We start from the raw sequence: 25,849 nt of genomic DNA, 5'->3' as shown, positions 1-25,849 counted from the left end.
TTGGTTACAGTTAAAGAGCCACTCTCAATTTCCACACCCCGAGAATTCCCCTTAGCTCCCGATGCCACTGTACTAAAAATACCACTGCCGAATCCTTGACTATCTTCGCCATCCAATAAAATGCTATCATTTGCCAGAATTACTATTTTACCTGCATCTCCTTCTCCAAATGTAGTGGCATCAATTACAGCACCGTTGGTTACACTTAAAGAACCACTTTCAATTTCCACTCCTCCAGAATTACCCTTGGCTCCCGATGCCACTGTACTAAAAACACCACTGAGTAATCCTTGACTATTTTCCCCATCCAATAAGACGTTATCGGTTGCCCGAATCACTACCTTACCTGCATCTCCTTCTCCCAAGGTAGAGGCATCAAGTCGAGCGCCATTGGTTACAGTTAAAGAGCCACTCTCAATTTCCACGCCCCCAGAATTCCCGTTGGCTCCCGATGCCACTGTACTAAAAACACCACTAGAGAATCCTTGACTATCTTCTCCATCCAATAAGACACTATCGGTTGCCCGAATTACTACCTTACCTGCATCCCCTTTTCCCGAAGTAGTTGTATCAATTTGAGCACCATTCGTCAGAGAAAGCGAGAAAGCTGTAATCCTGACATTTCCTCCGCTTCCTGTGGCTCCAGCTTCAACATTATTACTAATTACCCCTTCGGCTACAACCACGGTTCCAGTCGCATCAATAGTGATATCTCCAGCTTGAGCATCGACTGCACCCAAACCTGAAAATATTCCCGCCAAGAGTTGACTATTGCTAATAAACAAATCTCTAGGATAAATAACAATATCACCTCCACCCGCCGCTGTTACATTAATAATGCTATCAAAAATTGCGATATCGGTTCGCGCCAAATCCGCTGGAAAATCCAACCCTAAACTCCCCTTATCAACCACTAATCCCAACTCTCCCGGTGCGCCGACTCCTGCTAATTCCACTCTGCCACCGAAGGCTTCTAAAGTACCACCATCAATTAATAGTTCCCCCGTTGAAGTCGCATCTGGTGCTATATTTCCCCCCACAAGTAACAAGCTTTCTCCCAACGGGACAGATAGAGAACCTCTCACCTCAATCGAACTCACTCCTTGAGCCGCTAATTGATTAAAGAAAAGCGCATCTGGGTTAACGGTGAGTAAAGGCGGAGCCTCTGGTTCAGTTGCACTAAAAACGCCTTGATTGCCAAAACCAATGGCATTAGCTGTAGAGGCGACAAAGGAACCGCCAATATCTAACTGGGCATTCTCGCCAAAAATAATCCCATTGGGATTAATTAAAAACAGATTTGCCGTGCCATTTGCCAGAATTAAGCCATCAATATCCGAGAGAGTAGAACCCGTTACCCGACCCAAAATGTTCTGAATATCTAAAGCATTATTAAAGAATGCGGCTCCTCCTGTCGGCACAGAAAACTCTTCAAAACTGTGGAACAGATTTCCTCCTCGCACCGTTCCCCCTTCTATCAGGCAAATTGGACACCCGGTTACCTGAGAATTGACCGGAAGTGTATTATCCGCCTCAATTTGGCTTTTAGCTGGACTGATTGCTGCCAGAACGCTAAGGGCGATACTGCTGACACGGCAAAGGTAACGGATGATTGGTTTCATTTTTCTCCTATCCTTTGAGTGGGAAGACTGGTTAATTAATATAGCAGTATAGTGTTTACACTTGAGATGTAAAATCGAGGTCGAGCGTAAAAGGGAACAGGGAACAGGGAACAGGGAACAGGGAACAGTAGCAAGGCACTTCTAGCATTTTTCTCTCCCTTAAAAAGCTAGCATTGAGTTTTAACATTCATTTATTTGAAAACGCTATGGACACATCGATTAGGACTTTCGGCACCATTGTAGAGACGTTGCATGCAACGTCTCTACATAAATCTGGTTAATGGGACAGGTACAAGTTCTGAGTTTAACGTGAATTAATCGGCATTAGTCCTGGTTCCGAGACTTGACAACCTTAGACAGTGATAAAGTCAGCCGATGTCAATAAACCACTAGAATCCACATAAGCAATGATTTCAGAGCCTAAACCAATTCGCGTTCCGTTATTCATGGAAATACCACTGACTGTACCCGTGTATGAACTCAAACGGTAATTTGATAGTGAGCCATGAATCTGAAGCTTGTCGAACTCAGTTTCACCGGAGAAACTATATCGGTCGAAATTGTCAATGACAGCGTAGTCGAGTCCCGCACCGTTATAATAGATTGAGCTACTGGTGCCGAGAATAATCAGATCGCTAGCATCATAGTAACCTGGGTTGATGATGTCGATTTCACCCGCACCGTCTAAGATACTGTTGGTTCCGCTCAACGTATCAGAACCGCTGCCCCCAACTAGGGTATCGTTACCCCCTGCACCGGTGAGCGTATCGTTTCCAGTACCCCCAGAAAGATTATCATCACCAAAATTGCTAGAGGAATCATCTCCTGTCAGGCGATCGTTTCCACTACCACCGAGTAAAGTATCATTACCGGCTTCTCCTTGGAGGGTATCATTGCCTGAACCCCCATCCAAGCGATCGCCAATCGTATCAACGCCGCCCAAAGTATCGGAATCAAGGTAATCATTACCGCTACCGCCAATTAGGGTATCCGCACCTCCTTGACCCAATAATCGGTCATTCCCTGTACTACCATCTAAGGAATCGCTCCCAGCACCGCCATCAAGGGTGTCATTCCCCGCATAGCCATAGAGGGTATCGTTTCCAGTACCCCCAGAAAGACTATCGTTGCCAAAATTGATTGAGGAATCATCTCCTGTCAGGCGATCATTTCCACTACCACCGAGTAAAGTATCATTACCGGCTTCTCCTTGGAGGATATCATTGCCTGAACCCCCATCCAAGCGATCGCCAATCGTATCAACAGCACCCAAAGTATCGGAGTCAAGGTAATCATTGCCGCTACCGCCAATTAGGGTATCTGCACCCCCTTGACCATAGAGGCGATCATTACCACGCATTCCCGAAAGACTATTATTAGAAGCGTTGCCAAATAACGAATCATTACCATCGCCAGTGAACACGTTCTCAATTCCGGAAATGGTGATGCCAACATCATCAATCGAGCCTGTCCCTGTAGTCAGGTTAACGGTACTGTTCGAGTCTACTGCAGCCGCATTAATTGTGTCTGTGCCGATTCCACCATTGATCGATGTCCTGTGTCCGAACAGTCCATCATAGTTGGAATATTCCTCAGTAAAGATAAAGGTATCATTATTCGAGGCTGCCTGACCGTAGAACGTGATATCAATGTCGTTGACTGTAATCGGTGATATCGTGTTACTGTCTGTGTCAAAGAACTGAACCGTCCAAGTTCCCAGGGTGTCTTCGCCACGAAACTGGTTGGAGAAGAACTCCCAGCGCCCAGAACCGAATCCACCAGTAGAACTGCCGTTGTTCTCACCGCTATTGTCAATCAGAATGCTCGAGGTTCCATCCGGTGAAAGGAGTCGAAGTTCTAAGTCGCCGAGGTCATGCCATTGGGTGAAGTTGACGTCAACTTCGACATGCTCAATCTCAATATTGCTGCTGATGAATTGGCTGAACGAGGTTCCGCCAATGCCACTGCTAATCGTTGTCGAAGTGTTCAGGAAATCCCTGAATACAGTAGTATCATTGGCACTGGTCTGGGAGTTACTTCCCCAAGTCTCGGCTAAACGCACCGCTGCCTTGGCATCAACTAGACCAAAGCCATAATCGTTGGAGAAGTGCAAACCACCACCATTCCAGTTGTTAGCCCCGTTAAACGACCAGGCATATTCCTCAGAACCCCTGGTGTCAGAACCGACATTGGAACCAACATGGCGTGCAGAATAGGCAAGAATCTCCTGCACATCGCGCCAGCCAAGATTCGGATTAGCCTCCAGCATCAGCGCCACCACACCAGACACCATCGGTGCTGCTGCTGAGGTACCATTAAAAGTCGATGTGTAGTCGCCAGATTTGTAGCCTGCACTGCCCACGCGATCTGTTGTCACAACCTCACCCGCTTTCCCTCCTGGCGAACCAAAGGCTGAGACGAGAACAGACGCACCATGGGTACTGTAAGATGAGACAAATCCGTTCTGATTGACAGCAGCGACGGAAATCGTATGGGGGTTCGCATTCCAGGATGAGGCGTTGGTGTCTTGGTTGACGCTACGCGAGTTGCCTGCTGACTTAACTAAGATTGTACCGAGTCCGTCACGTCCGGAAATGACAGCATTGTCGATTGCGGTGTTCAACGCAGTGTAATTTAAGCCTATGTCGAAGAAAAATTTAGACTTAGTGCCAATGCTTATATTGACGACATCAGCCTCACGATTGCCTCCTGCTGTCTGTAGTAACCCAGAAGCATTGTTGATCGCGTCGGTCATATTCTGATTTGAAATACCTCGGAAGCCGAAAATGGTAGCGTCATGAGCTACACCAACGCCGCCGATGCCGTTGCCTTCATTTGCACCAATGATGCCAGCCACCGCAGTACCGTGGCGATCACTACTAAGACCACTGGGATCAGTATCATTGTCCCGGAAATCCCAGTCTTTGGCGACTGAATAGTTGCCATCAAGATCAGGATGGGTGCGCTGAACCGCATCATCGATCACAGCGACTTGAACACCAGCGCCAGTATAGTCGTCCCAGACATCGACTACATTGAGATCGAGAAGACCAGGTGTTGTGTTTCGGAGGTGCCACTGGTTGGAAAACAGTGGATCTGAAGGTATAGTTGCCATTGTACTTTTCCTTTACGTAAATTACTTTGTGTGTCTGCCGTATCTCGGCGGACATTCTCTCCAAATCTGAATTAGAGGGGTGAAATAGAGATAAAATTCAAGTTTGTAGATTGTTGTGATGTGTGTTTTGGAAACATCTGAATATTTCCTAGCTATTGTGATGGAGGTTTCATGTTTAATTCCTCCTTGACTTCACTTCCAATTGCCATTGTGCTGGTAAAATCAACGGCAGAGTTGAGGAAAAATAGGTAGTATGAAAATTCAGGATAATTCAGGATAATTCAGGATAATTCAGGTTTCAGTCATATATATAGGGTTTACCGGTGTGGTGAGGTACATGATCAGGGCTGGGGATGAGGGCGCAATGATGGTGTCCCTACAGGGTGTACCTCACGCAATTGGGAACTGCGATAAACCTCCCACGGCTAGGTTGTGATAGCTTTTGATATCTTCTGATAGTAATAACCCGACTAAAGTTGATACCTAACGGGGGGTTCTGCACCAAGAATTCCCTTTTTAATAGACATAGATGAGACACGAAAAGGTAGGGGCACCATCCTTGCGCCCCCACAGCAGAAACCCTATAACCCCTAACCGTTAAGGATGCTCGACCATGAAATTTAACCGAGAACAGGCAGTACAAATAGCCAAGCAAGTTGTATCCGATCAAACCCACCGCAGCTTAACCGATGTTGAAGTAGTTGTTCTCAAAGGAGCTTGGGATAGACAAGACTACGATCAAATTGCGGCACAAAATCAATATTCGACCAGTTATCTTGGTCAAGATGTCGCCCCAAAACTATGGAAAACATTAAGTGAAGCCTTAGGTGAACGAGTCAAAAAAAGTAACTTTAAACAAGTTTTAGAGGAATATTGGCAACAGAAAATGGCGGCTACTGACTCAACCAATCCCCTCAGCCAAAATCATAATTCTCCTTCGCCTTTAGCCCCCCCAAAACAGCAGAGTACAGAGTTATGCCAAACCACTCCCGAACCAGCAGCCGCATTGACCCCTGATCGCTATGTGGAGCGCTCTCCCCTAGAAACCATCTGTGCGAAAACCCTATCCCAACCGGGGGCGCTAATACGGATTAAAGCACCTAGCCTCATGGGTAAAACATTTCTCGTGACTCGAGTATTGGCTCAACTCGCTACTCAAGGCTACCGCACCGCTAGTGTAAGCTTGAACCTAGCTGATAGCAGCAAACATTTCACCAATTTGGATAAATTCTTACGCTGGTTGTGTATTAATTTGACTCACGAACTCCATTTACCCAATGAGTTAGACGAATATTGGGATGAGGAAGATATGGGATCTAAGGTGAGCTGCACTACCTACTTTGAAGACTATCTCCTAGCCAACGCCGATACCCCCTTAGTTCTGTGTTTCGATGATGTTGATTTGCTCTTCCCCCATCCCGAAGTTTATGAAGACTTTTTTGGACTCCTGCGTTCCTGGTATGAAAAAGCCAGGAGTCGTCAGCGCTGGAAAAAATTACGATTAATTATTGTCCATTCAACGGATGTGTATATTCGCTTAAATATTAATCAATCTCCCTTTAATGTCGGCTTACCTATAGAACTATCCGATTTTACCCCAGAACAGGCACAAACCTTTGCCCAATATCATGAATTAGAACCAGATATGAGTCTAATCCAACCCCTAATGCAGATGGTGGGGGGACATCCCTATCTCTTGGAGCAAGCCTTTACTCACCTGAAAAGTAATCCAGAAATCACTCTAGAGCAGCTATTAGCAGAAGCCCCCACGGAATCCGGAATCTACAAGAGCCATTTGCGGGAAAACTGGTTACATCTGCGATCGCATCCTGAACTCGCTACAGCATTTAAACAGGTGGTAACAGCAATCACCCCGATCCAACTGGAACCTATATCAGCCTATCAACTCCAAAGCCTGGGATTGATCAAACTATCGGGGAATCAAATAGAGCCGCATTGTAATTTATATCGTTTGTATTTTCGTCAGTATTTAGGAGACATTGAATGAATACTGAACTTCAGCCAACGTACAGGTATCAAATTGGTGGCAGTTTACCCCCAGATTCTTCAACCTACGTAGTGCGACAGGCAGATTCAGACTTATTTAACGCCTTATTAGCCGGGGAATATTGCTATGTTCTCAATTCCCGACAAATGGGTAAATCCTCCCTGCGAATCCGTACCATGGACAAACTACAAGCCCAAGGAATTATCTGTGCCGAGATTGAACTGACTGGAATTGGGAGCCAACAAATTACGGCACAGCAATGGTATGGTGGGATTATTCAAGAACTGATCAGTGGTTTCGACTTGCCGATCAATCGACGCCATTGGTTACGCGATCGCGAGGATCTTTCCCCGGTACAACGGTTGAGTGAATTTATCGAAACTGTGTTGCTCACCCAAATACCCCAAAACATCGTCATTTTTATCGATGAAATTGATAGTATTCTCAGCTTAAACTTCCTCACCGATGAATTTTTTGCCCTAATCCGCAACTGCTATAATCAGCGAGCCTCTAAACCTGACTATAAACGCCTCACTTTTGCTCTATTAGGCGTCGCTACGCCATCGGATTTAATCCAAGATAAAAATGCTACTCCTTTTAACATTGGTCGCGCCATCGAACTCAGAGGCTTCCAATTCCATGAAAGTGGCGCTTTAGTCGCCGGATTGCTTGGTCGGTCTAATCATCCTCAAGCCCTGTTAAAAGAAATATTATATTGGACAGGAGGACAACCATTTCTGACCCAGAAACTCTGTTGGCTTATCGCTCAGTCTGGTTTCGTTCAAAGTCAGGAAGTTGACAGTATTCCCCCTGCTGAAGAATCCAAATGGGTAGAACAGTTTGTACAAAAGCAGATTGTCGAACATTGGGAAGCTCATGATGATCCAGAGCATCTAAAAACTATTCGCGATCGGATTTTACGGAATGCTCGTGACAGTGAACGATTGCTATTATTATACCAACAAATTCTCCAATATGGAAAAATTGCCGCCATAAATTCTGATGAACAGATGGAATTACGGCTATCGGGAATAGTCACTAAACAAGAGAGTTATTTACGAGTTTATAATCCAATCTACGAATTTGTCTTTAATTGCAATTGGGTGAGGACTAAGCTGATCAGGTTGAGAACATCGCCAATCCGGGTAGACAAGGCAACCGAAAAAAAGACAAAAATTCCCGAAGATATCAAGGAGATTCAACCGGAATCATGGAACAATCCTCCAGAAGCAATTCCAACGCGGAAAGAACCGTGGTGGTGGGTTGGGTTAAGGGTACTAATCGCCAGTGCGATCGCGACAAGTCTGGTTTTGGGAGTGCGATCGCGCGGTGGGTTGGAGTCTTGGGAACTTCAAGTCTTTGATCACCTGATGCGGTTACAACCCCAGGAAGAACCCGATGAACGACTTTTAATTGTGGAGATTACCGAAAAAGACGTTCAGGCTCAACCCGCTGAAGAACGAGTGGGTGCGTCTCTCTCAGATCGCGCCTTTGCTCAACTCCTTGCCAAATTAGAGTCGTATCAACCCCAAACCATTGGCTTAGACATTTATCGCGATCGCCCTGTAGACGCTAATTATCCCCAATTAGCCCAAGCCATGAAAACGAGCGATCGCTTGTTTACCATTTGCCATTACGGTAATCCTGGCGTTGTACCGCCACCGGAAGTGTCAGGCGAACGCCAAGGCTTTAATAATGTTGTCCTCGATACCGATGATATTCTGCGTCGTCATCTTCTCGCGGTTTCTGACGCCTCACCCTGCCAAAATCAATATGCTTTTAGTATACAGGTTGCTAGTCATTACCTAGCCGCCCAAGGAATTGAGCCGCACCTGAATTCCGACGGGTATCTTCAGCTTGGCTCAACTGTATTTAAAACCTTAGATACAAACCCTGGCGGCTATTCGACGATCAAGTCCAGTGGTCACCAAATCTTACTCAATTACCGCGCCACGAATCAGATTGCTGAGAAAATTACGCTCATAGACGTTCTCAATGGTCAACTCAATCCTGAACAGGTGAAAAATCGTATTGTTCTAATTGGTACCACGGCTCCCAGTTTTAACGATCATCGTTGGCTGACTCCCTACAGTAAAGGACAAGGAACCGTTCAAACCATGACGGGGATTGAAATTCAAGCCCAGATGGTCAGTCAAATTCTCAGTGCTGTTTTAGATCAGCAACCCCTAATCTGGTGGTGGTCAGAACCCATTGAGATCCTGTGGATTTGCGGCTGGTCTTTAATTGGCGGACTACTTGCCCAAACTTCTCGTTCACCACGAGGGTTTCTGGTTCGAGGCGGAGTCGCGATCGCTATTTTATACGGAAGCGGCTGGGTGCTTTTCCTGCAAGGGGGTTGGATACCCCTAGTTCCCGCCGCTTTAGCCTTGGTTATGACTGGAGGTATGCTGATTGTTTTATCTCGATTTAAGATTAATCCGTAGTGTGAGCATCTTGCTCACGTACACTGCAAGAACGTTGATTTAGTAACCCCAGTTAGCAGTCAAAATAATCCAAAATTCTGCCTAATCCTCCATTTTATGACTGATTACTTTTTTTGGATAGTGGGGAAGAACCCGCCGGACATTGAATAGTATTCTCCACCACTTCCGGTTGACTGGGAGGCGTTTGTGACGGTTGATTCGTTTGGCAGATTTGATCACTCGTCGATTCCCCAGTGACAAACACTGCTCCGGTATAACTCCTTAAATCCGGTTTTTTGGCTTGCGCCGTAACCAGCGCCTCCTGTTGATTCGCGGAGACGATCTGATACTCGTAAGATTCAGGTTGTGATTGCAAGGGAATTGCCAACTCCTCGAAGCTAGAGGCAAATTGTCCATGTTGTAAATAGAAAATTTGTTGGCTTTTATTCACCGAATTAATAAACGATTTTGCCTCTAATTCCCCCGCTAAATCAATCGGCGGCAATGGTGAGGGTGTCAGGACAGTGTGGGTGGGTAAGATTGGTTGAGGTTCATTGGGAGATAGAGTAGATTTTGCGGTGTTTTGATTCTCTGAGACAGTTGACTCGCTATCGTTGGCGGTGTCTGTGGATGGAGAAGAAACCTGATTAGAAAACGGACGCTGTTGCCAATACACATAGAAAGGAGTCACCGCTACTCCAACAATCAGCAAGCCAACGGCTGCTATCCATTTGGTTTTTTTCCCTTTCAGCAGATAGAGCCAATTCGACTGAATCGGTTTTTTGGCTGGAGAGAAGGATTTAGAGGGATTGGACTTGGACGCAACCGCTCTCTGGGGACTCGCCTCCGATTCATCCTTGATAATCTGCGTTGGTGCGTCCGGAGCATAATCCCATTGCGCCGTAGCATCTTGGTTATCAAGATTTGCCTCTGATGTGGGATTGTTGACGGCTGAGTTTCGAGGATGTTTGCGCGATGTCGCTGCCGAATTTTCTCCTGTTCCGGTCAATGATTGGGCAGAATTTCTCATGCCCGACTGACCCGTTGCTCCGCTAGTTTTCCTTAACATCCGAGTGGGCATATTGGTCAATTTTGACTCTTGGGTTTTTCCCCGTTGCCCAAGGGTTCCTTTGCCTGAAGGGAATGTAATGATACCCGAATTGTAATGACTTAAATTATTCAGATCAGCCAGAACTGCTGTGACGGAAGGGTAACGCTGACGGAAGTCATAGCGCACCATTTTATCAATGACATAACCAAGTCCTGGGCTAATATTGAGTTGATTGCGCCAGCTAAATTCACTGGTTTCGGGGTCTTGGGGCAAGTGTTTGGGATGTAGTCCAGTCAATGCTTGGAGACCAATCATCCCCACCGCATAGATATCACTGCTAAAGCGAGGTTTTCCGGCTAATTGTTCATTGGGCATATACCCGGCTGAACCAATGGCAATCGTCAGCGCCGTTGGTTCATGGGTTTCCACGGGTTGAGTACTGATTTGTTTAACCGCACCAAAATCAATTAAAACAATTTTATTATCAGATTGGCGTTTGATGATATTGGCGGGTTTGAGATCCCGGTGAATCACTTGATGCTGGTGAACAAATTCCAGAATCCTTAAAATCTCTTGTAATAGCCGAATAACAAGTGCTTCTTTTAGTGGCTTACCCTGGGGTAAAAGTTTAGATAGACTATCACCTTCGATAAATTCTTGGACTAAATAAAATTCTTGATTTTCTTCAAAGTGAGCAAACAGTCGTGGAATTTGCTCATGGTTTCCTAATTTGTACAGAACCTCGGCTTCGGTATTAAATAAACGTCTTGCTGTCTGCAACATCGCCGAATCAGTGGTTTTTGGCTTCAGTTGCTTGACAACACACCAAGGATGACCTGGTAATTGTTGATCTGCTGCGAGAAAGGTGGTTCCAAACCCACCCGCTCCAAGCTGACGAATAACGCGGTAGCGCCCACTAAGTATAATATCGGTCATGAGAGTTGTATCTAGGTTGTCAGCAAAAGCCATCTGATCAAACGAAACTGCAATTTGCACATTAGTCTAACTTCATTGTCGCTGCTAATCCGGCAAGGTAACAATCAATCGGTGTTGAATGCATCACGAATTCCCTCCATGTTTGCTGTTCGCGCCTTTATTCACTGTATGGCATCCTAGTGCAAGAAGACGGAAATAACTGTGAACAGCTACTATCTCCCCCAGCTCCCAGACGCGCCATGGCGCGTCTCTACATTGCTCCCTCAGCTTCATCGTATCTACGAAGCTGCTCAAGTATTTCCAAGGGCGCTGCACTAGCACCCAGCATCGGTCAAAGCGCTTCGTGAGCCAAGTGATCAGCTTTTCCTTTCTGAAGTTGGATTCGATAGACTTTTGCACCCCTTATTTTTTAGGATAATCGCAATCGGGCGATCATTGAAAGGCTTACTCTATCACAAGGTCTATCACAAGTACCTAATCGAGTATTCCCAGTGTGACCGATCGCGGTAGCGATTGGTTTGAGTTCAGCCCTTTGCTGGCAATGATCTGGATCACTGCTTTTTAGTTTATCCAGAGTAACGGCTAGAATCAGTTGAAGATTGCTGCTGATAGGCTAGATACACCGCCTCAAGAAAGACATTTGCCGTCACCTTTTGAGGCACATTTTCCAGGTCAATGATGTCTTTCACCTGACTCGCCAGTTGTCGGCTTAACGCTGTGCGAGATTGTGGTGTCATCCCTCCACGTCGTTGTAAATACTCTCGAATGACGGCAAAATCATCGGGTAATAAGCGAGATAAATCAGCTTGAGTCTGGAGTTGATTTGCCAGAGTTGTGGCTGATTCCGATACCGAAAACTTGGTGGCGGTAAGGGGTTGTTCTTCCTGAATTACTAAGGTTCCAGCAACCCAATCTCCAATCCGCTTTTCGCGTTTTCCTAAGGCGATAAAAAATACTCCCAGAAAAAATAAATCATCAACGGGTCGTAGTAAAGCCCGTAACGTGGCTTGTTGAAGTCTCACGGGTCTGCCATCATCGCGAATGACGCGAATTTTCACATAGCGCTTTCCTGGCGTTTGCCCTTGCCATAAGGTTTCAAAGAAAACAAAGTAACCGACATAGATAAAAAAGTAAAGTAAAAGTTGGATGGAAATCAACCAAAGCTCTAACTGGGTTTCACTGCCGATTAAATCTTCAATAACACCAATAAATTGAATCGATAAAAATGCCCAAGTAAGTAGGGAAACAATTAGAATTAAGCCCCAAACAATATAGTCAATTAACAGGGCATAGGCTCGATTGCCGATTCCGGCGAGCGTGAATTCTAGTTCAACACTTTCTGGAGTTTGCAGCGTGACTCGGTTAAAAAATCGCATGGCAGATAGAATTCATAAGTTTAGCGTAGCTGCATTCCCAAACCTTCTAGACGACTGCGGAGGTCATAGTAAACCACAGCTTTAATGGCTTGCCAGAAGGGTAAGAGCAATGCACCACTTACTAATCCCAAAACATATCCCACAATCAATGAAAGTATCTGAAACCCCACTGATGTTGGATCTGCCGCTAAAACCCTCAATAAAACCCCCTGAAGTATACTGACAATGATTTGAACAATAATATAGATAGGAATTGAAATTAAAAAGGCAACAGTTAACGTCAAGAAAACTCTCCCCACATGATTTTTAGTCAAACTCCAACTCCGTTGTATAGTTTGACTAGCCGTTATATCTTCTTCTATAGCCAAGGGAACTTCATACATAAATAACCTTGTAAAAATTCGGATAATTACACTTAATGCCATACCGAATACTATAATAGCTATCAATCCTAAAACGACTAAGATTGCCATATTATCCTGTACGGAAACTGCCAGAAATCCACCCAGGATACCCAGAACTAACGCAATGAGATAGAACCCAATCCATATCCCAAAACTTAAAAGTAAAAACAGGAGATAAGCCCGCAAAAAAATCCAGAGTTTCGGGCTGACTTGACGGCGAGCATCTCTAGCGCTTTCGGGTTGATTGGTTAATTCACAAAAGGCTAATCGGGAAATAAGCGCAGAATTGACCATATATTTAGCCATGCCATAAAAAAACAGGATGAAACCCGCCGGGATCAGTAATCCTAAAATGGCTGGATTTGCTTGATCATAAATCAACACCAGCGGAATAGGAATTAGGATGACAAATGGCAATAACGCCCACAACGTTGCTCGGCAAGCAATACCAAAATAGACTTTCAGGTGATCGCGATACAGCCGCAAGCCAGCGCTAACTACATTACCTACACTCAAGGGTCCCATGGATTGGCGGGGGTCGGGATTCTGGGACATTGGCTAAACATCTCCTGATCGGTGAAAGGCTGAATTTAAAGCTATCTTAAGCTAAGTTAGGCAGAATCTTCAGTGAAATTTCATGAATATTCAACGTTGGATTGCGCGGCGGGAACCCAATTGGAAGCGGTTAGATACTCTGTTGCGGCAAGTGGAAAAAAAAGGGTTGAAGTCGTTACAGGCGGGGGAAATTCGGGAACTGGCGAGTTTATATCGTTCGGTATCGGCGGATTTAGCCCGGGCGAGAACCAATCAGGTGGGAACTCTCCTGGTGCAAGATTTACAACGGTTGACCTCTCGCGGCTATAACCAAATATATCAAGGATCTCGACGTCAGGAATGGCAAGCCGTGTGGCAGTTTTGTCGCTGGGGGTTTCCAGAGGTGGTGCAGCGCACCTGGGGTTACACCGCCATAGCTACAGGGATTTTTTTAGGGGCGGCGCTGGTGGCGTGGTGGTTGGCTTGGACTGATCCGGTGTTTATGTCGCTGGTGGTTCCGGATCATTTGATCGAGAAGGTGCGCGATCGCGGAGAATTATGGATGGGTTCGATTGTGGGCATTGAACCGTTAGCCTCTAGCAATATTATGATTAACAATATTCGCGTCTCCTTTGGCGCGGTTGCGGGTGGCATTACAGCAGGTGCCTATACGATCTTCCTGATGGCATTCAACGGCTTGCATATCGGCGCTGTCGCCACATTAGTCGGTCAAAATAATTTGGCGTATCCCTTCTGGGCGTTTGTATTCCCCCATGGTTCCCTGGAACTTCCCGCCATTTTCCTCGCTGGGGGTGCAGGTTTGTTAATTGGTCGCGGAATTCTGTTTCCTGGACACTATCGTCGGGTGGATGCGATTAAAGTGTATGGGTCTCAAGCCGCCCAGTTAGTTTTTGGAATTGTGCCAATGCTGATTATTGCTGGGATCATTGAAGGTTTTTTCTCACCGAGTCCTCTGGTTCCCGATTTAATTAAATATGTGGCTGGTGTGGGACTGTTTACCCTTTTAGTCCTTTACTGCACTCGTCCCTTAAGCCGTAATCCATCTTAAAATAAGGAATTGGCAATTGTAACGGGATAATTTATGGCTTACTTCTGGTATAAGGCATTTCACTTAATTGGCATTGTTGTCTGGTTTGCGGGGTTATTCTACCTGGTGCGTCTTTTTGTCTATCATGCAGAAGCCTCTCAGGAAGCAGAACCCGCGCAAACGATTCTGAAAAATCAATACCAAATCATGGAGAAGCGTCTCTACAACATCATTACCACACCGGGAATGGTGGTGACGGTTGCCATGGCAATTGGTCTACTCACGACTGAACCAGAGGTTTTAAAATCGGGTTGGATGCACGCGAAGCTGGGGTTCGTTGTGGTGTTGCTGGCTTATCATTTTTACTGTGGTCGGTTGATGCGACGGTTAGCCTCTGGAGACTGTCAATGGACGGGTCAACAGTTCCGCGCCCTCAATGAAGCCCCCACTGTCTTACTCGTGGCGATCGTTTTACTGGCTGTATTTAAGAATAGTTTACCCACGGATATTACCGCTTGGGGCATCTTTGCTCTGGTTATTGCGATGGCAGCATCGATTCAACTCTACGCGAAAAAACGGAAGCGGGATAAGGAAAAACGTCTGGCAGAAGCCTCCTCAGCAACCAGTGACGAGATGACTGAACAGGTATCGGCTTAACGGATCATTTCAGTAACACTCTTCTATAGCAGGATACATATCGCTAAGGACAAACCAACTGTGGTAGAGACGTTCTGCCGGAACGTCTCTTCTGGTTAAGAAGAGTAAACATTGGGATTAACAGTTCCTTATCTTTTGTGGAAAACTAACGAGTTTCTGTGGAAAAGTGGCAATATCTGTGGAAAAGTCAGGCTTTTTCCAGGGGAACTTCAGGTTAAAAGGTAATCCGATCTGACTCATAAGCTGGAGGTTCGACATGAATCAACACGCGCACTGGATTAAAGCGTTCTTCTAATCGATCCTCCACCGCTTCGGTAATTTGGTGGGCGGTTTCCACGTCTTTAGCATCAACAATCAGATGCATTTCAATGAAGACTTGACGCCCCAAGACGCCACGAGAGGCGATATCGTGGCAGTTGATGACTCCAGGAACTTGGATAACAATGGCTTGAATCGCTTCGGGTGCGATCGCGACTTCATCGACTAACCAGGGTAGGTTATCCGTTAATACTTCCCAGCCACTACGAAAGACTAACAGGGCGACAGGAAAGGCGAGAATCACATCCAACCACTGAAGTTGGGGCAGATTCCATAGTCGTCCTTGCCAAATCCCAATCAATCCCACCAAAACCGTAATCGTTACCCAGACATCACTCATCGTGTGTTGAGCATCCGCTATCAAAATGGCACTTCCCACCCGCTTCCCCACATTTCTTTCATAGAAGGTAACGAAAATATTCACGCCTAAGACAATCAGCAGTAACCATAACTCTGGCGCTGCGATCGTGATCGGCGTCAAACCGTTGACAATCCTCTCGATGGTGCCTTTGAGAATTTCAAAACAAGCAATGCCTAAAAACGCCGCAATCCCCAAAGCGCCTACGCCTTCAAACTTCTGATGACCATAGGGATGTTCGCGATCGGGATGAGGAGACGAAAATCGATTCGCCACTAAACCCAAAACATTATTGGCACTATCGGTGACACTGTGCAACGCATCAGCTTGTAAACTCAAAGACCCGGTTAAAATGCCGATAATGGCTTTCAATGCCATTACGAATACATTCAACAGCAGGGTAATCAGTAAAACCTTGCGAACTTCAGCACGTTTGTCGGCTGGCATTATGGTTGCCCCTCGATAAGGAATTTTCCCTATCCTTAGTTTAGTCAGGAAAATGACTGAAACCCTTGTCCTTTAATGCTTTTAATTCTCTAAGCTCCCTAAGTTTTTGTCGGCTTCTTGCGAGTTTTTCTAGGAATTGTGTGCCAAAACGTCTCATTCTTTGGTAGATTTTCGGAGGGACTCAATTACCATCTTCTATCAGTAAGCGCTCATTATTAAGATTTATTGCTCATGGTTCCAGCTCAACTTACCCTCAATCTGGCTCAAGGGTCTGTATCATTCAAATTTACACCGGAAGCTGCCCAAAATTTGCAAAAGGCACTCGCCCAACTTGTACAAACTTTAAAAGCTACGGCTCAAGCCCCAGGCAGTACCAGTAAGCCTAGTCCGCAAAAACCAATAGAGTACCAATATACTGGGGATGTTTTCTTGGAAATTTTCTGCAATCCCAATATTTACCCCAGTCCCTTTGCGGCTAAAGTTCTAATCACACTGCGGGATGAACGCATCCGTTTGAGTACGGAAGCTGAACTAACTCGGGTGATTGAGGATGTCAATCAGTATCTAGAACAAGTGGGTTGATGAGTGACCAAAAGCAAGAGATCTCAGGCTCCTCGTCCTTGCCTTTCGGCTGGATAGTGTAAAGTATTGTAAAATAAGCAACGGGTCAACTTTATTGACGCTATGAGTTCTAACAATATCCAAGACACTTTACAAACTGGCTTTCGTGTATCGTTGGGGGCGACCACTTCCCTCATCGAAAGTCTCCAAGATGAGCAAAAGCGGGAAGAAAACCTGTCCCTGCTCAACTTAGACTTCAACCAACAGGTTGCTGAGTTGTCGAAAAAAGGCGAAAAAACCGAGCAAGAGGCTCAACGCTTGATTGGACAGATGTTCAGCCAAATGAACCAACCGACAGACTCAGCTACACCATCAACACCTAGCGATAGCGGTTCAACACCACCAACGGGAACCACGTCTAGAAGTACCCAACAAGAACTTGAAGAACTGACGGTGCAAATTGCTCTGATCCGTACTGAGTTGGAGCAGATGCGTAATCCTGACTCGAATCAATAATAAGTGGTCGGACAAAAATTTACCGGACTGGATATTAGGGGATCAGTTTTCCGGCATTGGTAAGGGCGCATGTCTATGCGCCCCTACTATTTCAGGTTATTCAGGTTATTCAAATTTTAATATGCAATTACACGGGTGCTTTGTTAAGCGATCTCCTTTTTTAAGGGTTGTATCAGGAGCAATACCTAGGGCTGAAGCCTAATGATGAAAGGGTTTGCCGAACTAAATCCGTACTTGTCCTTGACTCGGCAATTCATCAATGACACAACCAATGACAACGAACCGATAACGAACGTTTACGGAGCAAATTTTGTCCAACTCCCTATATATAAGCGCCGAGCCAAAACTCCTCTCAACTGAGGCTATCTAATCATTTTCCCATTCTTCGGAACCAATTAAATCACCAATGCGGTCTCTCAGCAAGAAATCGCACAGCTCTAGTTCGCATTCCACACACACCCATTCGCGAGCGGGAATGTATTGACAGAGAACGTAGATGGGTTGCTGACGGCTGACTACTCCTTTCTCCACGAGTTGACGTGCTTCTTCTTGAATCACATCAATGGAATATCGAATCGAGGGAGTAGAGGGAGTAGAGGGAGTAGAGGGAACGGTTTGAAGGCTCATCGGACTCATAGATATCATCCTGACTAAAGATCAAGCTACGTTCTAACTATAAACGAATTTGGCTAGCCTGAAAAGGTATCTCGTTCCGTATAGGAAGTTACAAAGTTATTCAATTTATGAATAAAAATTACCAAAGATAAAAATTATATCCCCGTCGGCTAGCTACCGATTGCAGGCTGAAACCCTAGTCAGGCGGTTAATTTAGGGAATTGACACTCATACCGTTTCTGAGAAAGGGATCGGGATCGCGGCAACCTAATTAATAAAACTTAAATAAATTCTGTTAACCCATAACCAGATTCAATCTGATCAAATAATACCTCAAGTGCGATCGCCTGCGCTTCTAGCATCTGTCCGTAGGAGTAGATGTAAGGCGTTTGGGCGGGGAGGTGGGGTCGGAACTGTTCTAAGGTGTAGGGGCTACCGTAAATTACCAATGCCTCTAAGATTTGATTTTTTAATAACCCCTGTAGCCAATTCATCGCTACGGTGGTTAACCCAGCCGTATTCCGGAATGGATTACCGCGAATAAAAAGCTGTAGCAGCGTGGGAATCAGCCGATCATTCTCCTCCCTGGATATCCCTGGCGTATGGCGATCCACCCATTGCAGTTGGTAGCCAAACTGTTGGGGGATAGTAACGGCTGGAGCATTTCGCCCCAAAACATCACAGGTGAGAATATCATCCACAATGATTAGGTTACGTCCCTGAGAGCTATTGGGGAGCGGTTTTGAGCGCAGGGGAAGGGAACCGCCTACTTGTTGAGAATCGCGGAGTATATGAGCAACTGTCTGAATCGCCGTCGGTTGAGCGAGATGATCTAGAAACGATAACCGTTGAGAGGGATCACTCTGGCGTACTGGTACTTCTGCACCTGCATTAATTTTTGTCTTCGCCTGCCAAATCCGTTCCACAGATGCCAGAATGCGATCGCGCGAAATTCGTCCCGCCGTTACCGCCTCACAGATGGCTTGAATCGTGGTTTCTGGGTTAACGGGCATCAGTAAAATATCCGCCCCCGCTTCCACCGCTTTTACCGGGGCTTCCGTTGCACCATAACGATTCGCGATCGCACCCATAATTAAAGCATCGGTGACAATCAACCCTTCAAACCCCAACTCTTGGCGCAGCACTTGGGTTAAAACTTTTTCCGATAACGTCGCTGGAAATTGCTCATCCAAGCTAGGGATCAACAGATGAGCCGTCATCACTGCATCCACACCCGCCGCTATCGCCGCTTGAAACGGGGGAAACTCGATCTGGGCTAGTCGCGATCGCGAATGAGATAATATCGGTAAATTTAAATGAGAATCGATCGCCGTATCCCCATGACCCGGGAAATGTTTCGCCGTGGTTAACACCGGATAGTCTTGTGTCCCCCGGATAAACTGACCAGCCAATTGACTCACCGTTTCCGGCGTATCCGCAAACGCCCGCACATTAATCACTGGGTTTTGCGGGTTATTATTCACATCAACGACGGGTGCAAGAATCCAGTTAATCCCAATTGCTAAGGCTTCTTGAGCGGTAATTGCCCCCTTTTGTCGAGCATAGTATTGAGCTTTATCCAGATTCTCACAGGCAATCGCCCCCATTGCCATCGGTGGCGGAAACCAAGTCGCCCCCGCAAACCGTTGACCGACTCCTTCTTCAATATCAGCGGCAATCAATAAGGGGATTGGGGCATACTCTTGTAATTGTTGCGATCGCAGCGCCAATTCTCCAGCACTCGCACCCAATAAAATCACACCGCCCACGCCCCAATCCTGTATCCAATGCTGCAATTTAGCGACTGGAGGCTCCCAAGCCGGATACTGAATTTGATGGTCAAACAGGTAGCCAGACGCCCGCACCACAATCATCTGCGCCACCTGTTGTGCCAAGGAGAGAGACTGAATATCGGGTAAGGGATTCATTCTTCTGTCTCAGGAACCTGATCATCAAGTCCCTTACGGCGACGTTCTTGTGAGAGTTGATTCAATAGTGTCAACATACGAGCGCCACGTTCTAAGCCTCGGTCTTCAATAAAGATGACCTCTGGGGTACGACGCAAGCGCACCCGCCGACCTAATTCGCGGCGGACAAAACCCGTAGCTGATTGCAAACCCGCCATCGTTTCCGATTTTGCCTCTTCGGTGCCATAGATAGAGACATAAATTTTGGCATGTTGCAAGTCACCCGAAACATCGACATCGGTAACACTGACCATTCCAGCACCAACACGGTCATCTTTGATATCGTGCAATAACATTTGACTGACTTCCTGCTGAATCAGCGAGGAAACCCTAGACACACGGCGATTTGTAGCCATAACGCCCCCTTTACTAAGTAGTCATTCGTCATTCGTCATTCGTCATTTGTCATTTGTTAGGGAACAGGGAACAGGGAACAGGGAACAGGTAAGCGTTTTGAGTTAACTTCCCCATCTCCCTCATCTTCCCCATCTTCCCTATCTCCCTCATCTTCCCCATCTCCCTCATCTTCCCCATCTTCCCCATCTTCCCCATCTCCCTCATCTTCCCCATCTCCCTCACTCCCTAATCTCCTAAACTGGATTCAGTCCTAGCATGGCACGCAGGGTGAAAACTAGGAACAGAAACGTCCCCACAACCAGACCCACGAGTGCGATCGCACTCACCGGATTACTCAGGACTGGCTTAAAGCGTTCAAATAAGGCAAAGAAGATGCCCAAGGATATACTAATCAGGTAACGAGGATATCGGCTAATGTTTTGCAAAAAGTCTTTCATTTTCCCTTTGTAACTGTATCTTGGAGTTCTCAGACATACCATGGCATGTCTGAAACATGGCTGCCGTTAGCACAGAGGCAGAAACATCTGCCATTATGCACTATATCTTATTTCTCTGATTCTCTAGCTTGAGGCGGTTATTGATTTATAGAAGTAAACTTTTTGATAGAAGCCGCCGCCTCTTCAGGTTTCCCCGATGAAGGGAACACTAAAATGCTCTTAATTTTGCTGTTATTCACCAGTTCTTTTAAACGATACAACTGCTGATCAGAAATAGCCACTCCTGCATAATTTTCGGCATAGTCTAGCTCTTGCTGAAAATTGTCGTCGTTATAGATTTGAATAAAAGCTCGATCGACATTCCAGTTTTTCCAATCTGCCGCAAAATAGCGTTTACTCCAATAAGGATTATGATGGCAAAGGTCAAAACTAACGGCTGGGTTAGCTTTCTTCATGTCAGCGATCATTTGCTGGACAAAATTCGTCAAATGGGTCGTGCGATCGACTTTTCCGGGTAAGTCAGCATGATATCCTAGGTAATCATCCCACTGCACGGCATCAATCGTCGGATACTTTTGCACAAACTCAACTAATATCTTTTTGAAAAAAGTCGCTACCTCTGGCAGTTCTACATCCAGTAAGTAGTGATCAATACCCGCATAAGTTTTATCTACCCCAGGCACAATCCATCGTTGAGCGATCGCCCTGTCAAATATCGGGCTATTTTTATCAATTTTAATTCCCTTCTCAAAATAGGCGTGAACTTCCATTCCCTGCTTGTGTGCTTCATCAATCAACCACTCTAACCATTGGTCTTGAAATTCGTTAGGACAACTGTTGTATCCGAAAGTTTGCTGCATCACCTGACTGGGATACATGGTGCAACCATTACCCCAAACTCCATGAATAATTGTATTGATTCCTTGAGCGCGATAATAACGGACTCGTTCACGAATCATTTTTTCAGTAGCATTATTCGTGGCTTGATACCGACTTAAATAAATTCCTCGGATTTCCTTTTTCTGCCAAGGTGTTTGAGGGGATGGAGATGGTTTGGGGGTGGTGGGTAATGGTGAAGCTTGGGGATTAGGTGTGGGTGTCTCAGTCGGAGTAACAGGTTCTACGGGAGAAGTAGCAACCGATGCGCTTGGACTAGGCGTAGGAGTTAAATCAGTTGGAGTTGGGGGTTGAGGATTCGATGGAGTCGGTTGTTGATGACTTTGTTGATTATTCGGCAAAAATTGGCGGATATTGAGATGAGCAAGTAGAGTGTCTCGCTGCATAAATCCCCAATAACCAACACCTAACAAAACAAGGATTAATGAAATGGGAATAGAAGCACATCCACATCCCTTCTTTTCTTTTTTCGCTGGCATGACAACAAAGCGTAATGGTTTAATGATGACACAGCTTGGAGAAAGAGATTCTGGTTGCAGTTGCTTTAGAGGGTGAGGAGCAACCTGGCTAGAAACCCAGATCCACTTACTCCTAGCTTAACCCATTGCTTCATTTGCTCATTCTCGGTTGCGATCGCGTTCTTCACCCCATTGGGATCATGTCAGGGAACGTTGAGGAGAGGGCGATCCCACCCAATTGAGTAGAAAGCAAGTCTTAATTGATGCAAGGGGGTTGTCCCTACAGTATGACAAAGGACATAAGACGAATGACAAAGGACAAAATTTTAGCATTTTGGTTTGGAGAGCCAGATCACCCAGAGTATGGGAAACCGCGTCAGGCTTGGTTTACCAAAAATTCAGCCTTTGACGAAGAAGTGCGATCGCGCTTTTTGGACGAGTATCAACAAGCGGCGACGGGTCAACTCAACCACTGGCAGGAATCGCCTCATAGCTGTCTGGCACTGATTCTACTGTTAGATCAATTTCCCCGCAATATGTTTCGGGGTCAACCTCAAGCCTTTGCTACTGACTCTCAAGCTTTAGCCATCGCCCAACATGCGGTGTCACAGGGTTTTGACCAACAATTGCTCCCGGTACAGCGTTGGTTTATTTATATGCCCTATGAACATAGTGAGAACTTAGCCCACCAGCGTCGGTGTGTTGAGTTATTTTCCACACTGAAAAATGATCCAGACAGCGCCAGTACAATTGATTACGCCTATCGCCATCTCAAGGTAATTGAACGTTTTGGGCGATTTCCCCATCGTAACCCAATTCTGGGTCGAGAAAGTACACCGGAAGAAGTGGCATTTCTTAAACAACCAGGTTCCTCATTTTGATCTGCTTTTTAATTGCTGATTGGGGAAGAGGTAATTAGAAATTCAGGATTGGTTACGTTAATGTGTAGGGGCGGGTTTAGGGATTAACTTTGATAGTTCAGATTAACTGAAATACAAAAGCCGCCCTGCCTATAAATGTCATGAATAAGATTATATTGATTGACCAACGCACGGATTAGAGGACGGATTTAGTTTAATTGCTGATTGGGGAAGAGGTAATTAGACAGGCAAGATTGGGTTACGTTAATGTGTAGGGGCGGGTTTAGGGATTAACTTTGATAGTTCATACTAACTGGAATACAAAACCCGCCCTGCCTATAAATGTTATGAATAAGATTATATTTATTGACCGACGAACGGATTAGAGGGCGGGTTTTGGCAAGTGAACGGCTAAACCCTCCCCTACAGCGGATTTGTAGGAGCAGACATCCACAGTTTGAGATTTGCCGATCGCCTATTTTTTGGGTAACACTGGATGAGACAATGGCAGAGAAGGATTAAACTATGCTCGTATTTTTTATTCACGGTGTTGCCACGTCCAACGTCAGATATGCCGATCCACTACAACGTCTCATTCAGGAAGAGTTTGATCAACTAGGAGAATCTCGTCCCCATTTTTATTCTTGTTTTTGGGCAAATGTTCTAAACGATGTTGGCAAGATATGGAACTGTATTCATCAAGACTTGCAGGAACTTAAGAGAGAATATCCCCAAACTAGCCCAGATGATATTTTCCGTTATCGAGAATTTCGCGAAGGATTCCTATCAGAGTTCGGTGGAGATTTTTTAAGTTACCTAAATCCTGAACGAGGTGCTGCTATCAGAAATCTGATTGCCCAACAGCTAGCCGATTTTCTGACCAAAAATCCTACAGAAACAGAACTCCATATCATTACCCACTCGCTGGGAAGTGTTATCCTATGGGATATCTTATTTTCCGAGAGATTCAGCCCCGAAGATCCAGCTCATGATATTCGAGCCATGATTCATGGCTTGAGCGAGTCTGGAAACATCAGAAAAGTGTATCTCAAGAGCATAACAACAATGGGATCACCCATTTTATTCCTGAATATGATGTTAGAGGTTAATCCCGACAAACTTAAACAATTTGCCAATCGTTATCAAAACCAACCGCTAAGATGGCGCAATATCATTCATTCCTCAGATTTGATTGCTTATCCGCTGCGGTCAAGCTTAAATCTCCAACCCTCTGATAACCTTTATTTTCGAGATGAATATATCTCGACTGATGCCAATCTAGCCGAAAAAGCTGCCCGTGCTGTTGGTCAATTTGAAGCAGCACTTGCATTAGGTGTAGCTGATGCTCATGGTTCTTATTGGCATTGTTCCCAAACTGCTAATATAGTTACGTCTAATATTCTGGGGAGTCAAGGAATTATCCGAGATGTGATTAATCGTTTATATAAAGTTCGCGGCATGACCAAGAAAATGTTGGATTTTACCAAAGATAGTCCGATCGATAGAAGTTTACAGCCGCTCATTTTCACAGATAGTAGTGGAATCCTATACCTCGTTGTCAATCCTCTTCAAGTGCATCATGTTTATGTTTATGATAATAAAAATGACTGTAGATTTGCTGGATATGTTGGTTGGATGGATACTGGGGGATTAAAAGAAGAAGTTGAATGGATTAAAATGAATTTGTGCCAAGTCACGGAATAATCCTTATCCTAAGTATAAAAAGGAGCGCTAAATGACACAACGCCATTTTCCAGGGAGCAAGTTAGCCACAAGATCCAATGATGACGATGATGACGAAGATTTATTTGAGTATTTCTATGATGAGCCGGGGAGTTTACCGGGAACCTTAAGCATTGATGAAGATGCTTGTCCGTCATTCATCGTTTTGATTGACTACGATGAAAGTCACGCCAATCGTGTAACCAATTTAACCGCAGATGCTTGTACTCCTTACCTGACAAGTGAATCCGTATCTTGGCTGGATATTCAGGGGTTAGGTAGTGAAGATATTTTATTAGGCTTGGGGCGAATTGTGGGGTTACATCCCTTGTTATTGGAGGATGTGGTTAATGTTCCGCAGCGCCCTAAAGTGGAAGATTATACCGATCAGTTACTAATTATATCCCAGATGGTCATGCCTAAACCCACAGAAGATGGATTTTGGATTGAGCAAGTGAGTTTTGTCTTAGGAAAATCCTATTTACTGACCTTTCAGGAGGAACCAGAACGGGATTGTTTTGAACCAGTACGCGCTCGAATTCGGGGACATAAAGGTAAAATACGGCAAGCGGGTGCGGATTATCTGGCGTATACGCTCTTGGATGCGATCATTGATGGGTTTTTTCCAGTGCTGGAAGACTATGGGGAACGCATCGAAGCGTTAGAGGATGAAGTGATTCTCAACCCTAATCACCAAACCCTGGAGAAAATTTACCAGGTTCGGCGGGAATTACTGGCATTACGCCGTTCAATTTGGCCCCAACGCAGTGCGATTAATGCATTAATTCGCGACGGTAGCCATTTGATTAGTTCAGATGTTCGTATTTATCTCCGGGACTGTTATGACCACACGATTCAGGTACTTGATATGGTAGAAACCTATCGGGAATTGGCGTCAGGTTTAATGGATGTTTACTTGTCCTCTGTCAGCAATAAAATGAATGAAGTGATGAAAGTCTTGACCGTAATGTCAACGGTTTTCATTCCCATCACCTTTATCGCTGGGGTTTATGGGATGAACTTCCAATATATGCCAGAATTAACCTGGCGTTGGGGATACTTTGTCTGTTGGGGCGTGATGATCGCGATCGCGGCGTCTTTATGCTTCTTTTTCTGGCGTCGCGGCTGGTTCGAGGATTCTCGCTTTGCCAAACATGATTAA

At 45.4% G+C, this 25,849-nt stretch carries 21 protein-coding genes; 9 read left to right on the top strand and 12 right to left on the bottom strand.

Going from position 1 to position 25,849, the window contains the following annotated elements:
• The coding region (locus RIG66_RS10490; protein ID WP_446377753.1) for a two-partner secretion domain-containing protein at window positions 1–1,622 on the bottom strand (1,622 nt) is incomplete at its 3' end.
• A 352-nt stretch (window positions 1,623–1,974) separates the two neighbouring features.
• On the bottom strand, window positions 1,975–4,737 hold the full coding sequence (locus RIG66_RS10485) for a S8 family serine peptidase (protein ID WP_446377751.1): 2,763 nt from the start codon (window positions 4,735–4,737) through the stop codon (window positions 1,975–1,977).
• A 613-nt stretch (window positions 4,738–5,350) separates the two neighbouring features.
• On the opposite strand from RIG66_RS10485, the gene RIG66_RS10480 reads away from it, so the two are divergent.
• Window positions 5,351–6,745 (top strand): AAA-like domain-containing protein, encoded by a 1,395-nt coding sequence (locus tag RIG66_RS10480; protein WP_446377749.1) that lies wholly within the window; start codon window positions 5,351–5,353, stop codon window positions 6,743–6,745.
• Window positions 6,742–9,189 carry a CHASE2 domain-containing protein gene (locus RIG66_RS10475; RefSeq protein ID WP_446377747.1) on the top strand — a complete coding sequence of 816 codons (2,448 nt, stop codon included), beginning with the start codon at window positions 6,742–6,744 and terminating at the stop codon, window positions 9,187–9,189. Before RIG66_RS10480 ends, RIG66_RS10475 begins: the two co-directional genes overlap by 4 nt.
• A 94-nt stretch (window positions 9,190–9,283) precedes the next feature.
• Here the strand turns inward: RIG66_RS10475 and RIG66_RS10470 are convergent, their stop codons facing one another.
• From RIG66_RS10470 to RIG66_RS10460, 3 genes are all read right to left on the bottom strand, one after another.
• Window positions 9,284–11,155, bottom strand: coding sequence for a protein kinase domain-containing protein (locus tag RIG66_RS10470; protein WP_446377745.1), 1,872 nt, complete (start codon window positions 11,153–11,155; stop codon window positions 9,284–9,286).
• A gap of 566 nt (window positions 11,156–11,721) precedes the next feature.
• The gene (locus tag RIG66_RS10465) at window positions 11,722–12,531 is read right to left on the bottom strand and encodes an RDD family protein (protein ID WP_446377743.1); all 810 of its coding nucleotides are present in this window, start codon (window positions 12,529–12,531) and stop codon (window positions 11,722–11,724) included.
• 20 nt (window positions 12,532–12,551) lie between these two features.
• Complete coding sequence (locus tag RIG66_RS10460; protein ID WP_446377741.1) at window positions 12,552–13,490, bottom strand: DUF975 domain-containing protein; 939 nt, start codon at window positions 13,488–13,490, stop codon at window positions 12,552–12,554.
• Window positions 13,491–13,572: 82 nt separating this feature from the next.
• On the opposite strand from RIG66_RS10460, the gene RIG66_RS10455 reads away from it, so the two are divergent.
• Complete coding sequence (locus RIG66_RS10455) at window positions 13,573–14,538, top strand: stage II sporulation protein M (RefSeq protein WP_446377739.1); 966 nt, start codon at window positions 13,573–13,575, stop codon at window positions 14,536–14,538.
• Between the two features lie 33 nt (window positions 14,539–14,571).
• The gene (hemJ, locus tag RIG66_RS10450) at window positions 14,572–15,174 is read left to right on the top strand and encodes a protoporphyrinogen oxidase HemJ (RefSeq protein WP_446347945.1); all 603 of its coding nucleotides are present in this window, start codon (window positions 14,572–14,574) and stop codon (window positions 15,172–15,174) included.
• A 214-nt stretch (window positions 15,175–15,388) separates the two neighbouring features.
• Here hemJ and RIG66_RS10445 read toward each other — a convergent pair whose 3' ends face one another.
• On the bottom strand, window positions 15,389–16,297 hold the full coding sequence (locus tag RIG66_RS10445) for a cation diffusion facilitator family transporter (protein WP_446377736.1): 909 nt from the start codon (window positions 16,295–16,297) through the stop codon (window positions 15,389–15,391).
• A 231-nt stretch (window positions 16,298–16,528) separates the two neighbouring features.
• Between RIG66_RS10445 and RIG66_RS10440 the strand changes: the two genes are divergently transcribed.
• Window positions 16,529–16,879 carry a hypothetical protein gene (locus tag RIG66_RS10440; RefSeq protein ID WP_006100292.1) on the top strand — a complete coding sequence of 117 codons (351 nt, stop codon included), beginning with the start codon at window positions 16,529–16,531 and terminating at the stop codon, window positions 16,877–16,879.
• Window positions 16,880–16,981: 102 nt separating this feature from the next.
• Complete coding sequence (locus tag RIG66_RS10435) at window positions 16,982–17,374, top strand: hypothetical protein (protein ID WP_446377734.1); 393 nt, start codon at window positions 16,982–16,984, stop codon at window positions 17,372–17,374.
• Between the two features lie 366 nt (window positions 17,375–17,740).
• Here the strand turns inward: RIG66_RS10435 and RIG66_RS10430 are convergent, their stop codons facing one another.
• The 6 genes from RIG66_RS10430 to RIG66_RS10405 all read right to left on the bottom strand — a co-directional run bounded on the left by RIG66_RS10430 (window position 17,741) and on the right by RIG66_RS10405 (window position 22,126).
• On the bottom strand, window positions 17,741–18,010 hold the full coding sequence (locus tag RIG66_RS10430) for a DUF4327 family protein (RefSeq protein ID WP_446377732.1): 270 nt from the start codon (window positions 18,008–18,010) through the stop codon (window positions 17,741–17,743).
• 260 nt (window positions 18,011–18,270) lie between these two features.
• Entirely contained in the window at window positions 18,271–19,917 is a 1,647-nt protein-coding gene (locus RIG66_RS10425; RefSeq protein ID WP_446377730.1) for a glycoside hydrolase family 3 N-terminal domain-containing protein, read from the bottom strand.
• Window positions 19,914–20,312 (bottom strand): 30S ribosome-binding factor RbfA, encoded by a 399-nt coding sequence (rbfA, locus tag RIG66_RS10420; protein ID WP_446377728.1) that lies wholly within the window; start codon window positions 20,310–20,312, stop codon window positions 19,914–19,916. The genes RIG66_RS10425 and rbfA overlap by 4 nt, the downstream gene beginning before the upstream one ends.
• Window positions 20,313–20,361: 49 nt before the next feature.
• Window positions 20,362–20,535, bottom strand: a complete 174-nt coding sequence (locus tag RIG66_RS10415) for a hypothetical protein (RefSeq protein ID WP_446377726.1) — start codon at window positions 20,533–20,535, stop codon at window positions 20,362–20,364.
• An 11-nt stretch (window positions 20,536–20,546) separates the two neighbouring features.
• Window positions 20,547–20,750, bottom strand: a complete 204-nt coding sequence (locus RIG66_RS10410; RefSeq protein ID WP_446351858.1) for a DUF751 domain-containing protein — start codon at window positions 20,748–20,750, stop codon at window positions 20,547–20,549.
• Between the two features lie 137 nt (window positions 20,751–20,887).
• Entirely contained in the window at window positions 20,888–22,126 is a 1,239-nt protein-coding gene (locus tag RIG66_RS10405; RefSeq protein ID WP_446377724.1) for a family 10 glycosylhydrolase, read from the bottom strand.
• A gap of 287 nt (window positions 22,127–22,413) precedes the next feature.
• Here RIG66_RS10405 and RIG66_RS10400 point away from each other — a divergent pair, with 287 nt between their 5' ends.
• The 3 genes from RIG66_RS10400 to corA all read left to right on the top strand — a co-directional run bounded on the left by RIG66_RS10400 (window position 22,414) and on the right by corA (window position 25,849).
• Window positions 22,414–22,986: a DUF924 family protein gene (locus tag RIG66_RS10400; protein WP_446377722.1), complete on the top strand. Its 573-nt coding sequence runs from the start codon at window positions 22,414–22,416 to the stop codon at window positions 22,984–22,986.
• A gap of 504 nt (window positions 22,987–23,490) precedes the next feature.
• Complete coding sequence (locus RIG66_RS10395) at window positions 23,491–24,669, top strand: hypothetical protein (protein WP_446377720.1); 1,179 nt, start codon at window positions 23,491–23,493, stop codon at window positions 24,667–24,669.
• Window positions 24,670–24,700: 31 nt separating this feature from the next.
• Window positions 24,701–25,849, top strand: a complete 1,149-nt coding sequence (gene corA, locus RIG66_RS10390) for a magnesium/cobalt transporter CorA (protein WP_446366517.1) — start codon at window positions 24,701–24,703, stop codon at window positions 25,847–25,849.

It is taken from the genome of Coleofasciculus sp. E2-BRE-01 (genome assembly GCF_040221695.1).
Lineage (GTDB): Bacteria > Cyanobacteriota > Cyanobacteriia > Cyanobacteriales > Coleofasciculaceae > Coleofasciculus.
The sequence above is the reverse complement of the archived record's forward strand: the minus strand, read 5'-3'. Positions and strand labels throughout refer to the sequence as shown.